Source organism: Pseudobutyrivibrio sp. JW11 (genome assembly GCF_900115355.1).
In the GTDB taxonomy this organism is placed as follows: domain Bacteria; phylum Bacillota; class Clostridia; order Lachnospirales; family Lachnospiraceae; genus Pseudobutyrivibrio; species Pseudobutyrivibrio ruminis.
Genome location: NZ_FOWB01000007.1, coordinates 17,509 through 36,569, shown reverse-complemented (window position 1 = coordinate 36,569; position 19,061 = coordinate 17,509). Strand labels below are relative to the sequence as shown.

The window sequence follows — 19,061 nt, the reverse complement described above, 5'->3', positions numbered from 1 at the left end:
ATAGAGGTTTAGGATGGGATTTTCAGTATTATTAGTAGATTACAAATCCATACAGATGACACTGGATTATATTGGACTTTGCGATAAATATTTAAAGAGCAAGGACCAGATACAATATATCATAGTGGATAATACAGAAGATGCATCGGACCTGAAATTAGTAAAAGAAAATCATGAACTAAATGAAGTTACAAAGGTAGAAAACAAATCGGTTTATCAATTCACTCATGATGGCATAGATGTACATATCATAGCAGCTATGAATAATGGCGGTTATGCAAAGGGAAACAACTTAGCAGCAAAGGTATCGGCAGTATTGTTCCCTGATAATAACTATATAGTTAGTAACAATGATATCCTTTTTGATGAAACATATGATTTGGATGTCATAGAAGATGAAATAAAGAGAAATGATGTCGCTGTTATTGGCCCAAATGTTGTAAATCCAGAGGGGACAAGTGCAAATCCATTCAACAGACCAGATGAAAACTTTATCATGTTCACATTATTCTTGAATACATTATTGCCAAGAAAAATAAAACAAAGGCCAAATGATGAGCTTTACACTTTTTCGGGGTGCTTTTGGATTTTTAGTAAGAAGTATTTTGATTTGGCAGAAGGCTTTGATGAAAGAACATTCCTGTATTTTGAAGAACAAATAATGTCTGAACGAATCCGAAAAGTCGGTGGCAAGTTCAAATATCAGGATGATTTCAAGGTTATACATAATCATGTGAATCATAAAAAGAGCCCAATAAAAGAGTCTAAGATGTTAAGATACTTTTACGACTCCATGAGGGTTTACACTGATAGTTATCTAAACGTAAATCCAGTTAAAAAAATCTTATCACGAATTACATACGAGATTTTGAATGTGTTCTACATAATTGAAAGAGCAATTATATACATAGCAAGATAGGCAGTAAATCAGGAATTATAAATGAAAAGTTTAAAAAGAAATTATATTTATAATTTAATATATCAAATAGTGTTGGTTATAGCGCCTCTTGTAACAACACCATATGTTTCCAGAGTTTTAGGAGCATCTAATATAGGAATATATAGTTATGCAGAATCAATACTGACATATTATAAAATGTTTGCAGCTTTAGGAATAGGTTTATATGGTCAGCGGGAATTATCTTACGTTAGAGATGAAAAAACTAAAAGGACACATGTCTTTTGGGAGGCAAAAACTCTAGAGTTTATTACATCGATTATAGCGTTGCTTGTGTACCTATGTTTTTCTGCTACACAAAAAGAATATTCTCTTTATTTAGTGCTTGTTTTTGGATTATTGGCTGGCATGTTTGATATTGCGTGGTTTTTTTATGGAATGGAAGAAGTCGGCAAAATAGTAGGGAGAAATTTAGTTTTCAAAGTTATTGGAATACTCTACATATTTATATTTGTGAAAACAAAAAATGATTTACTAATTTATGCATTTGGAAATATGTTTTTCATGTTTATAAGCAACCTATCATTGTGGATATTTTTGCCTAAATATATTTCGTTTCCTGTATGGAAAGAAATAAAGCCACTACGTAATTTGAAAGTTTCAATTGCACTATTATTACCAACGGCGACTACACAATTGTTTGCTGCAATTGATAAAACTATGATAGGACGATTTGCTAAAGATTCTTATGAAAATGGATATTATGAACAAGCAATAAAAGTTGAAAGATTAGCGTTAATGGTTGTTACATCGGTTGCAGTAGTTTTGATTCCAAGAATAGGCTATTACTTTAGCAACAAGAATAAAGAAATGTTAGAAAAGTATATGTATAAGGGATATAGATTTGTTTGGATGATATCTATCCCGCTATGCTTGGGACTAATAGGAATTACAAAAAATATGGTTCCATGGTTCTTTGGAGATGGCTATGAACCAGTTGGCCCGTTGCTTTACGTTCTTAGTTTCTTAATAATTTTCATGGGAATTAATTGCATAAGTGGTTCGCAGTATTTGATTCCTACAAAGCGAGAAAACAAATGCACAGTCATTGTTTGGTCTGGATCGATAATCAATTTAAGCCTAAATATATTACTTATACCAAGACTATATGCAATGGGAGCTTCATTAGCATCGTTATTAGCTGAAATAATAACAATGTTTATATATTTTTATGTCATTAAGGACGAGCTATCTATATCAAAGATATTATTATCCAGCGTGAAATATTGGTTTGCAGGAGTTGTGATGTTGGGAGCAGTACTTGTAGCTTCTACGAAACTTGTTGCTTCAGCTTTAAATACTCTTATCTTAATAATATTAGGTATGCTGGTATATGGCATTATTCTTCTATTATTTAGGGATGAAATGGTCATAGAGTCGATTGATTTAGTGCTAAATAGATTCAAAATAAAATATAAAAACCGTAAAAAAGATAAAGGATAAAAATGAATTCTTTATAATAAACAGAGGTGATAAATGATAAATTTATTCATATGGAACATTATTGTTCTTGCTATAGTAGTAGGACTTTCGTGTTTCCTTATTAAGAGAAAGATTATATTACATAAAGCAATAGTATTATTATTTGCTATATGCATAGGGATTATATGCCTAATTCCCATCATGGTGGATTTTATAAAACAGGACTTTCCAGTATCTTATGGTGAGGAGTATGTAATTAATAGTAGTATTATTGATGTTAATGAACTTGAGAATGTCGGTGAAATATTAGAAGGGAATAGTGTCGAACAATATTTTATTTGCAACAAAAAAACAATTGCATATATTAGTTTGTATATGTACACATACGAGCGGAACAACTTGGGAAGTATAAATGTTGAGCTAATAGATGAAACTGAGGGTCAAACTATTGATAAATGGCATGTAGATACAATTGATATAGAATGCAATGCATATCTTAAACTTGATGTAGAGAATCCATTTTTTTATGATTTATATGGCCATGAATGCTTGATAAAGATAACTTCAGATACTGTTGACCCATACAGTGCGGTTACTGTAAAAAAACAAAACACAGAATATGATACGATAAGACTGGTTGTTGGAGGGGAGAACCAGGATGGAAATATGATTTTTGCAGTTGTTGGATATGGTGAGTCAACAAGCAAGGAATGGACAAGGATAGCTTTGAGTATAATTGTATTGCTAATTACAGAGTTTATATTTTTTGATATTTATAGGAGAAAATATGTTTACTAAGAGTTTTATATGGATAAGAAACAATAGAAACTGGCTGATATTAAATATAATTTTCTTTATTATTATTGGTGTGTTTTATACGGTACACGGAATAACTCCCATAAAACATTATTTTGTTGAAAAAACTCAGAATGAATATGATTTTTATATGCCAATTTATGATGGTGTAGTATTAGTACAACCATTTGAATGTAACGTGGATGGAATCGATACAATTGAATTACCTATATCTGCTTCAGATTGGAATTATGATGGGGATTTCACTGTATCTATCGCGAATGAGGATCAATCATACGTGCAGACGTGGGATTTACCTAAAAGTGACTTATCCGAAAGGTCTGGATGGATACAGTTAAATCTGAATAATCCTTTAAAAAAAGAAAATACATATGATATTGTTATTCAGGCACAGAATTTGGAGAAAAATAATGCAATAGAAATAAGGATGACTGGTGCGCAAGATTCAATTAATAAAGATAATAATATATCATTTAATGATTGCATATATGCCAGTCCGCTAGACGGATATGTTGCCGTAGCATTTTGTAAGTCATATCCAAATTTTTTTGTAATAACATCACTTATAGTATTATTTTTGCTTTTAAATGTATGTTGGTTTTTCAGGAAAGAAAAAATAGAAAAATATGCAATTATAGTAGTTGGAACTATTGGCGTCGTTGTTTTACTAATGATTTCGCCTGGAGCCGTGAACGATGATGATTATCATTATTATTCTAGTTTAATGCTTTCTAATATTATTATGGGGAGAAGCAATGTTACTGAGATTGAAAATGAGTACATTTATCAATTAAACAATGATAATAATGCAAATGAAAACTACTGTCTTTTGCTTGATAAAGGGTTAGATTTTACTGGTATAGATAATACCAATGGTGCTATCGTTGTTGGAACGAGAGCAGTAGGATCAGCATTAAATCCGCAGGTTTATCCAATAGGTCATCTTATTCCAGCATTAGGACTTACAATAGGAAGATTATTATCATTGAATTTCATTCAAGCATATACTTTAGCAAGAGTTTTTGTACTTATTACGTATTTGTTTGCTTGTTATTATACATTAAAAATATTACCATTAAAAAAAGAATTAGCTGTTTTAGTAATGATAAATCCAATGTTACTACAGCAAGTAACGTCATTTAGTTATGATGCTATTATCATAATATTATCGATGTTATATGTGGCAATTATAATACATATTGCGTTAAATAAAGTTGTAATAAAATGGGTGGATATTTTTAAACTTGTTTTTTTAATCAGTTTGTTTGGACCTATTAAGACTGTATATTATGTTCATATTTTGCTATTTTTTGTGTTAAACAAAGAGTGTTTTAAAAATCTAAGAGACAGATGGGTAAAGACAGTTACATTTATTATATCTGTGATAGCTATAAATAGAATTATAAGTAAAATGTATACGATAGTAACAGTAAGTACTTCAACCTTGGAGCTAAACACAAATATAATCAGTGCCAATAATTCTATTAGTGTAGTTCATTCGTTACAACAATATTATAGTGCAGGTTATGTTCTCCATAATCCTTTTGAAACAATGATAATTGTATTAAATACAATTGAAAAAAATTTGATTAGCTACATTGAGGGAATGTTTGGTATAAAAATGGCTGTATCATCGTCAATACCAGAGTACTTAGTAATTGGATTAATAATTATTACGGTTTTAGCAGCCTATATGAAAACGGAAGATGAAACGGTTTATTTGAATACTAGCGCACGTTATATAATAATTTTGACAGTACTGGTTGAATCGTTATTAATTATATGTGCCGGATTCTTGATGACTACTTATGGGGAAAAAGTTTTGACCGGAGTACAGGGGCGATATTTTTTGCCTTGCTTGATGCCGCTTATAGCTATACCATTTAATAAAGGTAGCATACCAAAAATAACAGGGCAAAAGTACATTGCGATGGCAAGCTTTATATATATTGGATACATTTTTAACATTGGAATAATATAGAGACTAATGGTGAATGTAATAATCTCAATTCGCTGAAATAAGAAAATATATAAGGATTTATTCTGGTTATGAAAAAATTGATTATAATTCCAGCATATAATGAAGAATCTAATATAGTAGACACTGTGAGACGTGCAAATTATTTATCTCCAGACTATGATGTAATAGTAATTAATGATGCATCGACAGATCATACGAGAGAGATGTGCGAACAATATGGTATTCCACATTTAAATCTTCCGGTAAACCTTGGGATTGGAGGAGCAGTTCAGACAGGCTATAGATTTGCATCTAGGCATGGCTACGATGTTGCAGTTCAGGTTGACGCAGATGGGCAACACAATCCAGAGTTTTTAAAAACAATGGAGCAAGCATTAGTAGAAAATAATGCAGATATGATAATAGGATCAAGATTTTTAGAGAATAAGGGATTTCAGTCAAGCTCAATTAGAAGAGTAGGAATTAAATTTTTCTCTGGATTAATACAGATTCTAACAGGGCAACTAATATCCGATCCAACATCAGGGCTTAGGATGGTAGGTAAAAAAGCTATCAAATTGTTTTCGCAAGATTATCCTAGCGATTATCCGGAGCCAGAAACAGATGTGCAACTTGTTTCAAGAGGGTATAAAGTAATAGAAATACCTGTTGTTATGAATGAACGACAAGGTGGAGAATCTTCTATAAGTGCAAGAAAATCTATTTATTATATGATAAAGGTTACACTGGCTATATTTGTAGAAGTATCAAGAGGAAAAGGATTTATATGGAAACGACAAGGATAAAAGTATTTATATTTATTGTGTTGGTAATAGCTTTGATTGGTATTTTACGTTTTATACAGAAGAAAGAATTACAGCTAAAATATGCACTTATATGGATTCTCGTAGACGTATTGATGATAGTTGCAGTACTGTTCCCAAGATTCTTGATGTTTATATCTAATCTTATAGGTGTATATAGCCTTACAAATACTTTGTTTTTCTTGGGGATAATGTTTATACTTGCAATAGTTTTCTCACTAACAGTAGCGCTATCAAGAGCTTCAGAACGTATTAGAAAACTTTCACAACAAATTGCGCTAAATGAATATGACAAAAATGAGGTAAATGATGAAAATTGATAAATTTAAATCGGTTATACTATAGATATTTGGGAGAAAAATTAAATGAAAAGATATAATAATTACACTGGTGATGACTTAACACTTGTTATATGTTCTTATAAAGAATGCGAGTATTTAGAGGAGAGTGTAGAATCTATAGTTAATCAAACTGTTAAGCCTAAAATATTAATTTCTACATCGACACCGAATGAGTACATAAAAAATATAGCTGAAAAATATAAAATAGAAGTGAGAATTAATCCAAATGGTGGGCAAATAAACGACTATAATTTTGCTATGAAGCAAGCAGATACAGAATTGGTTATGCTCGCTCATCAGGATGAGATATTAAAAGAGACATTTGTTGAAAAAAGCCTTGAGGCTTTAAATATGGCCAATGATCCGATTATTTCATTTACGGACTATATAGAGATTCATAATGATATTGTTGATGAAAAACAATCATCTATGATTAAAATAAAAAAATTCTTGCTGTGGCCGACAAAGATAAAATGGTTAATTAATAAAAGGTTAGGGAAAAGATTAACTTTGTGCTTTGGGGATCCGATTACACATCCATCAGTAATCTGTGTTAAATCCAAAATGCCTAAACAACTTTTTAGAGAAGAATATAAGGCATCAATGGATTGGGATTTATGGGAAAGACTTTCACAAGAAAAGGGTTCTTTTGTATATGTTGACCATATCTTATTGTATCATAGAATGAATGATATGAATCAAACTGCTTTATTGTTAAAAACATCAAATGAAAGATATGAAAATGAATTCGATATTTTCTGTAGGTTTTGGCCTAAATGGTTTGCAAGGATATTGATGAAATTTTATAGCAAGGCATATTTAAATTATTAAATTAAGAAATGTGCGTAAAGAAAATAAATTATTTCTAATGGTATAGTTTAATGGAAGGTTATGTATCAATTATTATCCCAATCTATAATGGAAAAAATTATATTGATAACATATTTGAACAAATTGGGAAACAAACATATAAAAAAATAGAGCTGATATTTGTAGATGATGGATCGAGTGATGGATCAAGTGAATATATAACAGCCAAATACAATGACCTTGGTGGTATGCAATATTGTTGCATGAAACTAATAAGACAAAAAAACGCAGGACAAGGGGCGGCTAGAAATTCTGGATTAGTAAATGCTTCTGGAGAGTATATTGCATTTATGGATCAAGATGATTCAATGTCAAGCATGTATATAGAAACTTTATATAACAAAGCTATTACTACAAATGCGGATATTGTTATAACTGGATATAATCATGTGTATTGCGATGGTAAGATTAAAGAAAAAGTGGTGTTAACAAATAATAAATGGTGTAAATATATGAATATTACACCGTGGGGAAAACTATATAAAAATAGTTTTATAAGAGATAACAATGTTAAATTCCTCCCTGCACCTTTTGGGGAGGATATTTATTTTAATATACAATGTTATGCACTAACGAGGAAAGTTTATTATAGTACTTATGTGGGATATAACTGGTTGATTAACAATAGTTCCGTATCTAATACAATTCACAAGAATAAATCAGATGAGACGAACGTAATTAATTTATTCAATGAACTGGAAAATATTTCATTTGAAAGAGATGAGTATTATTGCTATTTCTTAACTAAAACAGCAATTTACCATATTCTGTATGTGGCAAATTCAACGCCGTATGATGAATTGAGAGATTACAAGAATGAGATAATGACTTGGTTGACAAACCATTATTATGGGTTTGAGAAAAATGAGCAGCTTAGTTTTTTTAGACCTAAAGGAGAAAGATTGTTTATACGAAGTATTGTTAAGTTGTATATGATATTATATAAAGCAAGGTTAGATAATGCATTATTGAAAATTTTATCTATGTAAAATGATATATGGTAAAAAGTACAGATATTATTAGTAAGAGAGGATGAAATGCTACCTTTAGTATCAATAATAACGCCAACTTATAGACGATTTGATTATATAGAGAGGGTTATAAAATCAGTATTAGGTCAAGATTATGGTCGTATTGAATATATTATTACAGATGATGGATCTGAAAATTGTCCGATTGATTTGATAAATAGTATTGTAAAAAAAAATCAGAAGGGTAATATTGAAGCATTTAGGTTGATTGTTAATAGTAATAATATAGGCACAGTCAAGAACCTAAACAATGCGGTACGACAATCATCGGGTGAGTATATCATGTTTTTAGCGGGAGATGATATATTTTATAATTCGCATGTTGTTTCGGAGGTTGTACAAGAGTTTCTTGACAGACGCTGTAATACGCTAGCCGTAACAAGGTACTGCGTAGATTCAAATGATATGTTTTTAGGGTATTTACCACATCTTGCAGATAGAAAAATAATACAGAATTGGGATAGAAAAGAACAACACGAAAGATTCATCAAAGCAATATATAAGAATATGGCATCAGGAAGTGCTCTGTATTTTAAAAGAGATTTTTTTGTGGAAATTGGTGGATTTAGTGAAAGATACATATTATGGGAAGATGGACCATTTATTTATAAATGCACTAAAAATGAAAGAATAGAAGTTGCATATGAAATAGTGGGTATAAGGTATCGAATGGATGGAGTGTCATCAAATCCTAACGAAATGTTATTGAAAGATGGAAAACTTTTTAACAAATTAGAAATAGAAGTTGAGAAAAAAAATAGCAATTGGATGTTAAGAGGTTTTATAAATTTTAGAACTGAAAAAGATTATTGTCCTGCTATCTTATTAGCTTTAAGATATCCTTTAGTATCAATCGTTTTCTTATATGAATTCATAAGAGATAAAATTCTTTGGCTATTGAAAAAGTGAGATTTTGTTCATTTTAAGAGTGGGAGTTTTATTGATTTTGTAATGTTATAAAGTATATAATACAATAGTTTATATAAAGAAAGGATAGAAAACGATGCAAGTAATAAAATATATGTTTCAGCCTCATGGAGATGATAGAGGCCAACTGGTTGCACTTGAAGAATATAAAGATATACCCTTTGAAATAAAAAGGGTTTATTACATGTATGACACAAAAGAAGGTGTGCGTAGAGGGTTTCACGCACATAAATCCTTAGAACAAATATTATTTTGTGTGAGTGGAAGTTGTAAAATTTTGTTAGATAATGGCAAAGAAAAGAAGATAATACCATTAGAAAAACCATATGAAGGTTTATATGTTTCTAATGCTATGTGGAGAGAAATGTATGACTTCTCTCCAGATGCGGTACTAATGGTTTTGGCATCTGATTTATATGATGAAAATGACTATATACGTGATTATGACGAATTTTTAAAGTATGTAGAGAATAGAAAGGATAATTAGACGATGAATATTCCATTTGTAAGTTTTCTCCCAATGGAGAAAGAATTAGATAAGGAATTAAGAGGAGCTTTTGAGCGAGTATATAACAGAAGTTGGTATATTGAAGGAAAAGAGGATGAAGCTTTTGAAAAAGCTTTTGCAGAATTCTGCGATTCTGAATATTGCATTGGTGTAGGTAATGGACTTGATGCACTAATGCTGGCATTAAAAGCACTTGGCATTGGCGAAGGAGACGAGGTAATTGTTCCTTCTAACACATACATTGCAACAGCTCTTGCGGTAACTTATGTTGGAGCACAGGTAGTATTTGTTGAGCCTGATATTAAGACATTTAACATTAATCCAAGTTTGATTGAAGCTGCTATTACAAGCAAGACAAAGGCTATAATGCCAGTTCACCTATATGGACAGCCATGTGATATGGACCCAATTATGGAGATTGCAAAGAAGCATAACTTATTTGTAGTTGAGGATTGCGCACAGGCACATGGTGCAACCTATAATGGAAAGGTCATTGGTTCATTTGGCGATGCTGCAGGATTTAGTTTTTACCCAGGCAAGAACCTCGGTGCGCTTGGTGATGCAGGTGCAACAGTAACTTCGAATAAGGAGTTAGCTGAGAAAGTACGTGCATTAGGTAACTACGGATCAGATTACAAATATCACCATATCTACAAGGGAAACAATTCTAGATTAGATGAAATGCAGGCTGCATTCCTCGCAGCAAAGCTCCCTCATCTTACTAGAATGAATGAGGAGAGAAGAAGAATTGCTAAAAAATATTTGGAAGGAATTACAAATCCAAATGTAATTCTTCCATACGTTCCAGAATACGCTAATCCTGTATGGCACATCTTTGGTATCAGATGCTCACGTAGAGATGAACTTGAGAAGTTCCTTAATGATAATGGAATTGGAACAAACAAGCATTATCCTATCCCAATGCATTTACAGGAGTGCTACAAGGATTTAGGATTTAAAGAAGGTGATTTCCCTATTGCTGAGGAAATCAGTGCAACACAGTTAAGTCTTCCAATGTTTTATGGAATGTCCGATGAACAGATTGAGTATGTTATCGATATGGTGAACAACTTTGAATAAACTAAAACGGACTATTAACTACATTATTGTATTGATATATAGATTAGTTAGACGCATTCCATTTTTAGAATATGCATATATACGGTTTCGCGCTCTGAGTCATGGAGATAAGCTACTTAGATTAAAACCGCTTTCCGTAAAGGAGTATTGTTATCTAAAAGATTATTGGATTAAGAATATAGAAGAACCACAAAAACGAATGGTTTATAAGGCAGATTATTATCCTGATATTAAGGGAGAAGAACATTATTGTGATTCACCTGAAATATATATATGCAAATTAAAAGATGTGGTAGTAATAGGTGGTTCAGCTGTAATGATGGCTGATGAGTATGCTCTTACTGATGTTTGTGATAATTACAAAGATGATAGAGTGGATTATATAGCTGGACCTATTTTGAAAGCTGATAGAAATGACTTTTATATTGAGGTGTCGAAAGATATAAGAAGTATAAAAAATACAGTTGTAAATTTAAGTGGTTTAGCTGCTAGTAATTATTATCATTTGACAATAGAACTATTGTCAAGATTTAAATATATACAAGACAATATCAAAAATGAAGAATATGTGGTTTTGCTGGACAAAGATGCGGAAAAATATCCACAGTATTGTTCATTAATAAAAAGAATATTAGGTGAGCAAAAGATAGAGTTTATCGATTTTGGTGAAAGACTTTTTTGCAATAAAGTAATATATCCGTCTGTAAATACTTGGATGCCATTTAATGTAAAGAGCAATTTATATTTTTGTATTAGTGATAATATAATTTCTAAATCGGCAGTGTATAACGTAAGAAATAATATACATATAGAGGCTACTGATAAGAATAAAAGAAGGAAAATATTCATTTCTAGAAGAAATAGCGGTTTTTCTCGATTGGAAAATGAGGAAGATGTGGCAGCTTTATTTGTTGAATATGGATATGAAATAATTTGTTTAGAAAAAGTTAGCTATGCTGACCAAGTGAGATTATTTGCAGAAGCATCATGTATTGTGGGAGCATCTGGAGCCGCTTTAACAAATGTAATATATTGCAAATCTGATGCTGTAATAGGTTGTTTTATTCCTCGAAAATATAATTTTTATATTTATTCATCAATGGCACATATGATAGGCTGTAAGGTCCTATTTTTTGATGCAGATGTAGTAAATAGCAGTTTTGCGTTCAGCGCGGAGTCATGCAAAGTAAATTTGAAAAAATGTAGACAATATATAAAGCTATTAGAAAAACTTATGGGTGAAGAAGAAAGAACATGAAAATTAGATTATTAAAACAAAATGACGCATACCGTATGTTAGAGTGGATGCACGATGAAGATGTTACAAAAGATTTGGCAGCAGATTTTAAGAATAAGACGATAGAGGATTGCAGACAGTTTATTGACTATGCGGTTAATCAGTGTAATGATTATAAAAAATGTTGCAATTTACATTTAGCAATTGTAAATGATTGCGATGAATATATGGGGACAGTAAGTCTTAAAGATATAGATAGAGATAGCAAAAATGCTGAGTTTGCGATTACTATTCGAAAAGATGCTATGGGAAAAGGGTATGGAATATGGGGAATGAAAAAAATAATAGAAATTGGATTGAACAATAAAGATTTAGGCATAAATGATATATATTGGTGTGTGTCAGAGGTAAATAAGAGAGCAGTAAAGTTTTATAGAAAGAATGATTATATTGAAATCGAACCTACTAGTGAAATGATTGATAAATACAAAGAATACAGTAGAGAAACAAAATTACTTTGGTTTAAAATTAGTCGAGAAAATGTTGGCGTAAAGTAAAGGTGGATTAACAGTGGATTTCTTTAAGAATATTATAAAATACAGAGTATATATGATTGCTGCGGCTAAAGCGAATTTAAAGGCTGAAGTATCTGGATCGTACTTAAATTGGGTATGGTGGATTTTGGAACCTCTAGGAATCATGGTGGTATATGCAATCATATTTGGATGGCTTTTTAATAATAGTATTTCATACTTTCCTGTTTTTATATTTATAGGAAACTTAATATGGGGGTTTTTTAATACTGTATCTAGTTCAAGTGTGACAATGATAAAACAAAACGAAACATTAGTAAGTAAAGTATATTTCCCAAAATATATATTATTAATAGTGAAGATGTTTGTTGAAGGGTTTAAATTTTTGATAAGTTTTGGATTAACTATCGTATTAATGCTGATTTTTAGGGTTAATTTCTCTATTAACATGATATGGATAGTACCTACGCTGGTAGTTCTTGTTATCAATACATTTGGATTTGGCCTAATTTTACTTAATTTTGGTGTATATATAGAGGATTTGGGATACGCTATGCGAATTATAATGACAGTTTGGATGTATTTTTCTGGCATATTCTATGATGTTAGAACTATGATCCCAACACCTTTTTCCGAGTTACTTTTAACATTTAATGGACCTGCTTTTTTTATTGATGCATTCAGGAATTCGTTATTGTATGGTACGATTCCTGATTTGAATAAGCTAATTGCGTGGTTGGTTATTGGTGTTATAACATCAATAATTGCCATATCGTTAATTAATAGAAATGAAAATGATTATGTAAAAAGGATATAAAAATGGATAAGACTGTTATAGAGGTAAATGATATATCTGTTTCATATAGAGTTCAGCAAGGAAAGTCAATAAAGAGTATATTGAATAATGGATTAAGTAGTTCAAAAAAAATAAATGCGCTTAAGGATATTACGTTTTCGGTAAAAAAAGGAAAGATAGTAGGTATTGTAGGAAAAAATGGAAGCGGAAAATCAACGCTTTTGAGAGCTATTTGCAATATTTTTGGTGTGGATAAGGGAAGTATTGATTTACATGGAAATAAAGTAAGCCTTATTTCTATAGGCGTTGGTTTTAATGATAGACTCACAGGTAGAGAAAATATTATTTTATCTGGATTGCTTTTGGGCTTTTCAAAGGAAGAAATAGAAAGAAGAATGCCTACAATAATTGAGTTTTCTGAAATAGGAGAGTTTATTGATTATCCGGTATCGTCGTATTCAAGCGGTATGTATTCGAAATTGGCATTTTCAGTTTATACACAGTTAGACACTGATATTATTTTAATTGATGAAGTTCTAGCAGTTGGCGACGAGCATTTTGCACGAAAAAGTTATAACGAAATGAAAAAATTGATAGAAGATGATAATCATACTGTTGTAATAGTATCGCACAATCTAAACACTATTGAGGATTTATGCGATGAAGTGTTATGGATTCATGAAGGAAATATGAAAGCGTACGGAAAAACTGAAGATATACTCCCAAAGTATAAAGAATTTATGAGTTAGATATGGAGAAAATAATATTAAAAGTAATTGTTAAATATTTTAATAGTAAGATACAATGCTATAAGAACAGAGAGGTTGATGATAAAAAGATAATATGTAGAGGTACTGGATGCAGACATAAAGTAATATGTATTTGTAAAATATTTATAAGTAAAATAATGTTTTTAATACAAGCTCTTATACCTAAGATTTTAAGAATGTATTGTCTAGTTATATTAAATATACAAAAAGGGTTGATAGATAATGAAGTATTAGGAATCAGTATTCTCGATATAGAGAAGGTGTCGCGGGCAGGAAAAAGAATAATATGTAGGAGGGAAGAACAAACAACGGTATATGTTCCTCCACATTTTAATACAGAAAGAGATGGGACAGAATGTATTATGAATGTCCCAGAGTTATGTTTAGTAGAAATAGATAATGCACTTGTAGTCGGTGAAACGAATATTATTAGTACAGGTAATATTTTATATACAGATATAGAATCGTCGCTAATAGATAAGGTGGATTTAGCATATGGAGATTTAATATTCAACAATCGTAAATGTGCGATAATTTATAAAAGAGAAGAAAAGATAATAGAAGATAAAGTTATTAGTTTAATAAAAGCAGGCAATAATAATTATTATCATTTTATGATTGAAAGTCTCTCTAAACTGGTGTTGGCAGACGAGGTAGAGGAATATCGACATTTACCTATATTAGTAGATAAGGTAGTAAAGAATAATTCTAATCTTAAGATGATTTTGGACAAGTGTAATATTTATAATCATCCTATCATATGGTTAGAAAAAAATACGCATTACAGGGTTGCATCGATGATTTACGCTTCGGATACAACTTTTATGCCAGGCAATTTGAAAAGCAGAGACTACTTTGATATTGAAGACTATATTGTTTCTAAATGGCTTCTTATAAAATTAAGAGACAGACTTAGGTTTCAGGACGAAACGGTTTCGTCATATAAAAAAATTATTATTTCAAGAAGAGATACTTCGAATTCACGATTGATAAATGAGAAGGAAGTAGTAGATTATTTTATTAATAATAAATATGAGGTTGTATATCCAGAAAAGCTAACTGTTGAAGAACAGTCTGTTCTTTTTGCATCGTCAAAATTAATTGTCGCTTCGACGGGGGCGGCAATGGCGAATATGATTTTTTGTCAACCTGGTACAAAAATATTTTGTATAATGCCGGATGATTTTAAATTTTATTTATATTCTAGCATGGCATATTTGCTAGGACTAGAGTATGTTGCTATAAATGCTGAGATTACAAAAAAAGAAGCATATATAGCTATGGATGAATATAAGGTAGATGTTGAAGAGTTAAAAAAAGTGTTTGGAGAATCTAGTAATGAAAATGGATTAAATAATTAGGTCGAAAATAGAAAGAATTCTCATACGTATCCTCGTATCAAATGATTATAGTGAATAAATCTATAACTAGTATTAAAGAGTTTTTAGTTTATATTAATAATAACGGAGATGATTTAATAGTATTATGAAAAATATAACAATGGATCATAAACAGATTTTTAGACAGAAAAAACCTTCTATTAATTTTATAGTTTGTTTTATTGTAGGATTAATTGTTCATTTAGTGATAATTGCTGAGGGTTTACATAACCATGATTCAATTATACTCACAGGAAGTGATGGTTCTTGGCTCATAACCCAAGGGAAATGGTTTGTAACTCCTCTTATGTCAGTTGACGGACAATATGATGTGCCATTTGTTTCTGGTTTGATAGGGATAGCCTGTTATGCTTTGTCTGCTGTTTTTATTATTGAGATATTAAATGTTAAAAATAGTTTGATTCAGAAAATTATTGCATTATGTGTGGCTTGTTTTCCATCAGTAGGTACAGCATTGATTTACCATGCAGGTGATTATTTTGGTGGATCGTTCTTGCTAGCTGTAATATCAGTTTTTTTTATTATTAGTGGAAATGTAATAGCTATTATTGCAGGTATAGCAGTATTAACATTGTCTGTGGGGGCATATCAGGCAAACATTAGCGTTGCTTTAACATTGTTATTGATGAATGTTTTAATTGATTTAGTTGACCAAAAGATAGCAATTAGAAAAATAATAAATAAGACGATTGTCTATATATGTTCAGCTGCATTTGCAACAATTCTATATTACATTATATTGCGAATAATAGTACATGTTAAAGGTATTGTACTTAGTAGTTATAAAGGCATAGATGATATGGGAAGCATATTATCGTTTAATGTTTTGGTGAATTCAATAAAAGTGGCATATAAGAATTATATAATTTATTTTACTCAGAATTCATTGGGAATACTATCAGGTAAAAAATCTATTTTAGGTATAATATTAATTTTTTCATTGTTGTTTATTGCGGTAATACAGGTAAAAGAAAGTATTTATGAATCAGATATACTGAAACGGAAAAATAATATCATTAAATCTGTAGTATTACTAGTATATGTAATTGTAGGTGTGCCTTTGTGTGCAAATTTTATTGGAGTTTTGTCCCAAAATACGAGTTATTATTACATAACTATTTGTGCTTTTGGAATAACAACTATTATTCCGTTAGTGCTAATTGATAAGATAAATGACAATCAAGATCGGGTCGCTGATAACTCTGTATTAAAATATGTGTTAAAATACTTTAAAATATTTATTATATGTATCACATTATTAATATATATTAATTGGGTTAAAGAAGAAAACACAGTTTATCAAGAGTTTGTATTAATTAATAAAGAATATGAAGCAAAACTACCAGCATTGGCTGAAAGAATACAATCTACTGACGGATATAATCAAGAGACCGAAATAATAATAGTAGGAGATGCGCCATATGACTTTTTGAAAACAGAGGGTGTCTTGCAATCGATGGAGAATTCATTTTATACATATGGTTATGGACTAGGAGGTGGTGCAGGAGAAATATATGCTAGTGGCATTCTACAAGCATTTTTTAATAATAATTACTCAATTGCAATAACTTTTGTTGATGATAAGGATCAAATATATGAAAATATTGAGAAGATTAACGAAATGGCCGTTTATCCTTATGATGATTCAATAATTAACATAGATGGCAAAATTTATGTGAAGTTAAGTGATATATATTAGAAGGGGAGAACAACATGCTATATGGATTTAGTGTAATTATAGTATTACTTGTTTTAAAAAATACAGCAATGTCAAATACTATGCAGTTTGTCATAGGAGTAGGGGTATCTACTTTATTCTATTTAATAGTTATTTATGGCGATAAATACTCTAAATCAACAAGAAAACTAGGGTATAATTCTATTATTGATAGCCGAAATCTCGACAAAATGCTCTTGACCTCGTGGGGGGGGGTACGTATATACGATAGTTTTTGGGGCGCTGATATTTTTTTTGCATTATAATTCAGAAACAATGTATTTCAAAACAGATGTAGGTATTAATACATTAACGGTTAGCTTATCTATAGTTTTTACTTGTATATATATTTATCTATCTAAACGATTTGCTTGTATAAATGAATTCATTAAGAATAATATATGGAAAATAAACACAAGTATATATATAGTATTTGCTATTATAATCTCTTTATTGTTATATAGACCGGCTTGCTTACTCGATAGTTATAATTTTCAGGCATACTATAATAATGTTGTACAGATATATAATGGGATTCCATATAGTACAGATGCATTATCTTATTATGGTCATTATGCGTTGATTTATCTACCATTTTTTAAATTGCTTGGGTTAAATATATATACTGTACAATTCACTCAATCGGTGGAGATGATATTTATATTGTTTAGCCTGTTTTATTGGATTAAAAAAACAATAAGAAATTATAATGTGAGTTTCTTTGTCATAGTTAGTGTAATATTGTTTTATATAGTTGAATCAAGTGGAGGTTTATATCCTCAGGGGATACCTCACAGACACGTATCGTTAGGCGTAGTGCTATTAGCTATTCTTTTGACGGACAAAGTGAAAAAAATCACAAGATGTGTTATTTTCTATTTCCTAGGCGTTATATTTATAATTTGGAATACGGATATGGGAATAGTTTACGCGTTGAGTTTGCTAATTTACTTATTTTTTTCCTTTAAGGAAAGCGTTGTAGAAATATTCATAAGTGTTCTATCATTAGCAATTGGAGAATTTTTTGCATCATATTTTATAACATCTTGTTTAAATATAGTTGTATTGGGCGGAAGATGGATGTCAATAAAAACATTTGTATATCCATTGTTACAAGTGGATATACTACCACTTCAACCGAGCTATTCGAATATTATTTGGATTCTTTGTTTAATGTTTTATTGCTTTATATTAGGTAATGAATTGTATTATAAAGTAATGGGGCTACAATCAAATTCTATATTGGCGATGTTTTCGGCGATGGGAATAATGCTATTTGTTTACTTTTATAACAGAGCTGCCTGGACAAATTTAATAATGTCTGAATTTATTGTAGCGATATTGGTAGCAGCAATAAAGTTTGATGAGGCGTATGAAAAGGAATTAGTAAATAATTATAGTAAGTGTAGTTATATTGTAGGATTATTATCCATACTGTTTTTGTGTGGAATTATATATATTTTGCCAACAGGATTGAGATGCGCACAAACGTATTGGGATATGAATAATACATATAATTATTTAACAAATTTTGAAAAAAGTTTGCCAGTGGATGATTGCTATATGTTTGGAAGTACTAGTGCTTATCATCAAATCTTATCACCCAAAATAAAAAGCATACAATGGGATGATGTTAATCATTCTCCATCATCTTGGATAGAACTTGAAGATTTTATAATGAACCATAATCATTCGTTTGTTGTTCAGGAGACCGAGCTGAGCGATGCTATTTGTTATTGGACAAGTGTAGATAGAGAGGGCTTGGCTGAGTTTTATGATTCTTCTCATATTAGTGTTGATTATATTGATGCTAATGGGGAAAAACATATATTTAATTATATGTTGTTTGAACCTAAATAGTAATTAAGAAC

19 protein-coding genes are annotated in these 19,061 nt (G+C 30.5%); all 19 read left to right on the top strand.

Annotated elements, in window-relative coordinates:
• Window positions 1-13 precede the first annotated feature (13 nt).
• On the top strand, window positions 14-919 hold the full coding sequence (locus tag BM102_RS08080) for a glycosyltransferase family protein (protein ID WP_090480771.1): 906 nt from the start codon (window positions 14-16) through the stop codon (window positions 917-919).
• A 21-nt stretch (window positions 920-940) separates the two neighbouring features.
• Window positions 941-2,401 carry a flippase gene (locus tag BM102_RS08075; protein ID WP_090480769.1) on the top strand — a complete coding sequence of 487 codons (1,461 nt, stop codon included), beginning with the start codon at window positions 941-943 and terminating at the stop codon, window positions 2,399-2,401.
• Between the two features lie 33 nt (window positions 2,402-2,434).
• The gene (locus BM102_RS08070; RefSeq protein WP_090480766.1) at window positions 2,435-3,178 is read left to right on the top strand and encodes a hypothetical protein; all 744 of its coding nucleotides are present in this window, start codon (window positions 2,435-2,437) and stop codon (window positions 3,176-3,178) included.
• Window positions 3,168-5,177, top strand: a complete 2,010-nt coding sequence (locus BM102_RS08065) for a DUF2142 domain-containing protein (protein ID WP_090480763.1) — start codon at window positions 3,168-3,170, stop codon at window positions 5,175-5,177. Before BM102_RS08070 ends, BM102_RS08065 begins: the two co-directional genes overlap by 11 nt.
• A gap of 68 nt (window positions 5,178-5,245) precedes the next feature.
• On the top strand, window positions 5,246-5,962 hold the full coding sequence (locus tag BM102_RS08060) for a glycosyltransferase family 2 protein (protein WP_090480761.1): 717 nt from the start codon (window positions 5,246-5,248) through the stop codon (window positions 5,960-5,962).
• Window positions 5,944-6,300 (top strand): DUF2304 domain-containing protein, encoded by a 357-nt coding sequence (locus BM102_RS08055; protein WP_090480757.1) that lies wholly within the window; start codon window positions 5,944-5,946, stop codon window positions 6,298-6,300. Before BM102_RS08060 ends, BM102_RS08055 begins: the two co-directional genes overlap by 19 nt.
• 45 nt (window positions 6,301-6,345) lie before the next feature.
• A complete protein-coding gene (locus BM102_RS08050) occupies window positions 6,346-7,152 on the top strand; it encodes a glycosyltransferase (RefSeq protein ID WP_090480754.1) in 807 nt (268 codons plus the stop codon).
• Between the two features lie 50 nt (window positions 7,153-7,202).
• On the top strand, window positions 7,203-8,180 hold the full coding sequence (locus BM102_RS08045; RefSeq protein WP_090480751.1) for a glycosyltransferase: 978 nt from the start codon (window positions 7,203-7,205) through the stop codon (window positions 8,178-8,180).
• A gap of 48 nt (window positions 8,181-8,228) precedes the next feature.
• Window positions 8,229-9,131 carry a glycosyltransferase gene (locus BM102_RS08040; protein ID WP_090480748.1) on the top strand — a complete coding sequence of 301 codons (903 nt, stop codon included), beginning with the start codon at window positions 8,229-8,231 and terminating at the stop codon, window positions 9,129-9,131.
• Window positions 9,132-9,225: 94 nt separating this feature from the next.
• Window positions 9,226-9,636: a sugar 3,4-ketoisomerase gene (locus tag BM102_RS08035; RefSeq protein ID WP_090480746.1), complete on the top strand. Its 411-nt coding sequence runs from the start codon at window positions 9,226-9,228 to the stop codon at window positions 9,634-9,636.
• 3 nt (window positions 9,637-9,639) lie between these two features.
• Window positions 9,640-10,737, top strand: a complete 1,098-nt coding sequence (locus BM102_RS08030; RefSeq protein WP_090480743.1) for a DegT/DnrJ/EryC1/StrS family aminotransferase — start codon at window positions 9,640-9,642, stop codon at window positions 10,735-10,737.
• Window positions 10,730-11,995, top strand: a complete 1,266-nt coding sequence (locus tag BM102_RS08025; protein WP_143085473.1) for a glycosyltransferase family 61 protein — start codon at window positions 10,730-10,732, stop codon at window positions 11,993-11,995. The genes BM102_RS08030 and BM102_RS08025 overlap by 8 nt, the downstream gene beginning before the upstream one ends.
• Window positions 11,992-12,531: a GNAT family N-acetyltransferase gene (locus BM102_RS08020; RefSeq protein ID WP_090480738.1), complete on the top strand. Its 540-nt coding sequence runs from the start codon at window positions 11,992-11,994 to the stop codon at window positions 12,529-12,531. The genes BM102_RS08025 and BM102_RS08020 overlap by 4 nt, the downstream gene beginning before the upstream one ends.
• A 13-nt stretch (window positions 12,532-12,544) precedes the next feature.
• A complete protein-coding gene (locus BM102_RS08015; RefSeq protein ID WP_090480734.1) occupies window positions 12,545-13,324 on the top strand; it encodes an ABC transporter permease in 780 nt (259 codons plus the stop codon).
• A 2-nt stretch (window positions 13,325-13,326) separates the two neighbouring features.
• Complete coding sequence (locus tag BM102_RS08010) at window positions 13,327-14,052, top strand: ABC transporter ATP-binding protein (protein ID WP_090480731.1); 726 nt, start codon at window positions 13,327-13,329, stop codon at window positions 14,050-14,052.
• A 2-nt stretch (window positions 14,053-14,054) separates the two neighbouring features.
• Window positions 14,055-15,434, top strand: a complete 1,380-nt coding sequence (locus tag BM102_RS08005; RefSeq protein WP_090480727.1) for a glycosyltransferase family 61 protein — start codon at window positions 14,055-14,057, stop codon at window positions 15,432-15,434.
• A 124-nt stretch (window positions 15,435-15,558) separates the two neighbouring features.
• The gene (locus BM102_RS08000; protein ID WP_090480725.1) at window positions 15,559-17,172 is read left to right on the top strand and encodes a glucosyltransferase domain-containing protein; all 1,614 of its coding nucleotides are present in this window, start codon (window positions 15,559-15,561) and stop codon (window positions 17,170-17,172) included.
• 14 nt (window positions 17,173-17,186) lie between these two features.
• Window positions 17,187-17,456: a hypothetical protein gene (locus tag BM102_RS07995; RefSeq protein WP_090480722.1), complete on the top strand. Its 270-nt coding sequence runs from the start codon at window positions 17,187-17,189 to the stop codon at window positions 17,454-17,456.
• 397 nt (window positions 17,457-17,853) lie between these two features.
• Window positions 17,854-19,050 (top strand): hypothetical protein, encoded by a 1,197-nt coding sequence (locus BM102_RS07990; RefSeq protein ID WP_143085472.1) that lies wholly within the window; start codon window positions 17,854-17,856, stop codon window positions 19,048-19,050.
• Window positions 19,051-19,061: the final 11 nt, after the last annotated feature.

Bases quoted from the DNA above. Each gene is read 5' to 3' on its own strand.
- BM102_RS08020 (WP_090480738.1), top strand. From the start codon at position 11,992: ATGAAAATTAGATTATTAAAACAAAATGACGCATACCGTATGTTAGAG.
- BM102_RS08000 (WP_090480725.1), top strand. From the start codon at position 15,559: ATGAAAAATATAACAATGGATCATAAACAGATTTTTAGACAGAAAAAA.
- BM102_RS08065 (WP_090480763.1), top strand. From the start codon at position 3,168: ATGTTTACTAAGAGTTTTATATGGATAAGAAACAATAGAAACTGGCTG.
- BM102_RS08050 (WP_090480754.1), top strand. From the start codon at position 6,346: ATGAAAAGATATAATAATTACACTGGTGATGACTTAACACTTGTTATA.
- BM102_RS08030 (WP_090480743.1), top strand. From the start codon at position 9,640: ATGAATATTCCATTTGTAAGTTTTCTCCCAATGGAGAAAGAATTAGAT.
- BM102_RS08010 (WP_090480731.1), top strand. From the start codon at position 13,327: ATGGATAAGACTGTTATAGAGGTAAATGATATATCTGTTTCATATAGA.
- BM102_RS08070 (WP_090480766.1), top strand. From the start codon at position 2,435: ATGATAAATTTATTCATATGGAACATTATTGTTCTTGCTATAGTAGTA.
- BM102_RS08005 (WP_090480727.1), top strand. From the start codon at position 14,055: ATGGAGAAAATAATATTAAAAGTAATTGTTAAATATTTTAATAGTAAG.
- BM102_RS08040 (WP_090480748.1), top strand. From the start codon at position 8,229: ATGCTACCTTTAGTATCAATAATAACGCCAACTTATAGACGATTTGAT.
- BM102_RS08080 (WP_090480771.1), top strand. From the start codon at position 14: ATGGGATTTTCAGTATTATTAGTAGATTACAAATCCATACAGATGACA.
- BM102_RS08060 (WP_090480761.1), top strand. From the start codon at position 5,246: ATGAAAAAATTGATTATAATTCCAGCATATAATGAAGAATCTAATATA.
- BM102_RS08035 (WP_090480746.1), top strand. From the start codon at position 9,226: ATGCAAGTAATAAAATATATGTTTCAGCCTCATGGAGATGATAGAGGC.
- BM102_RS07995 (WP_090480722.1), top strand. From the start codon at position 17,187: ATGCTATATGGATTTAGTGTAATTATAGTATTACTTGTTTTAAAAAAT.
- BM102_RS08045 (WP_090480751.1), top strand. From the start codon at position 7,203: ATGGAAGGTTATGTATCAATTATTATCCCAATCTATAATGGAAAAAAT.
- BM102_RS08075 (WP_090480769.1), top strand. From the start codon at position 941: ATGAAAAGTTTAAAAAGAAATTATATTTATAATTTAATATATCAAATA.
- BM102_RS08055 (WP_090480757.1), top strand. From the start codon at position 5,944: ATGGAAACGACAAGGATAAAAGTATTTATATTTATTGTGTTGGTAATA.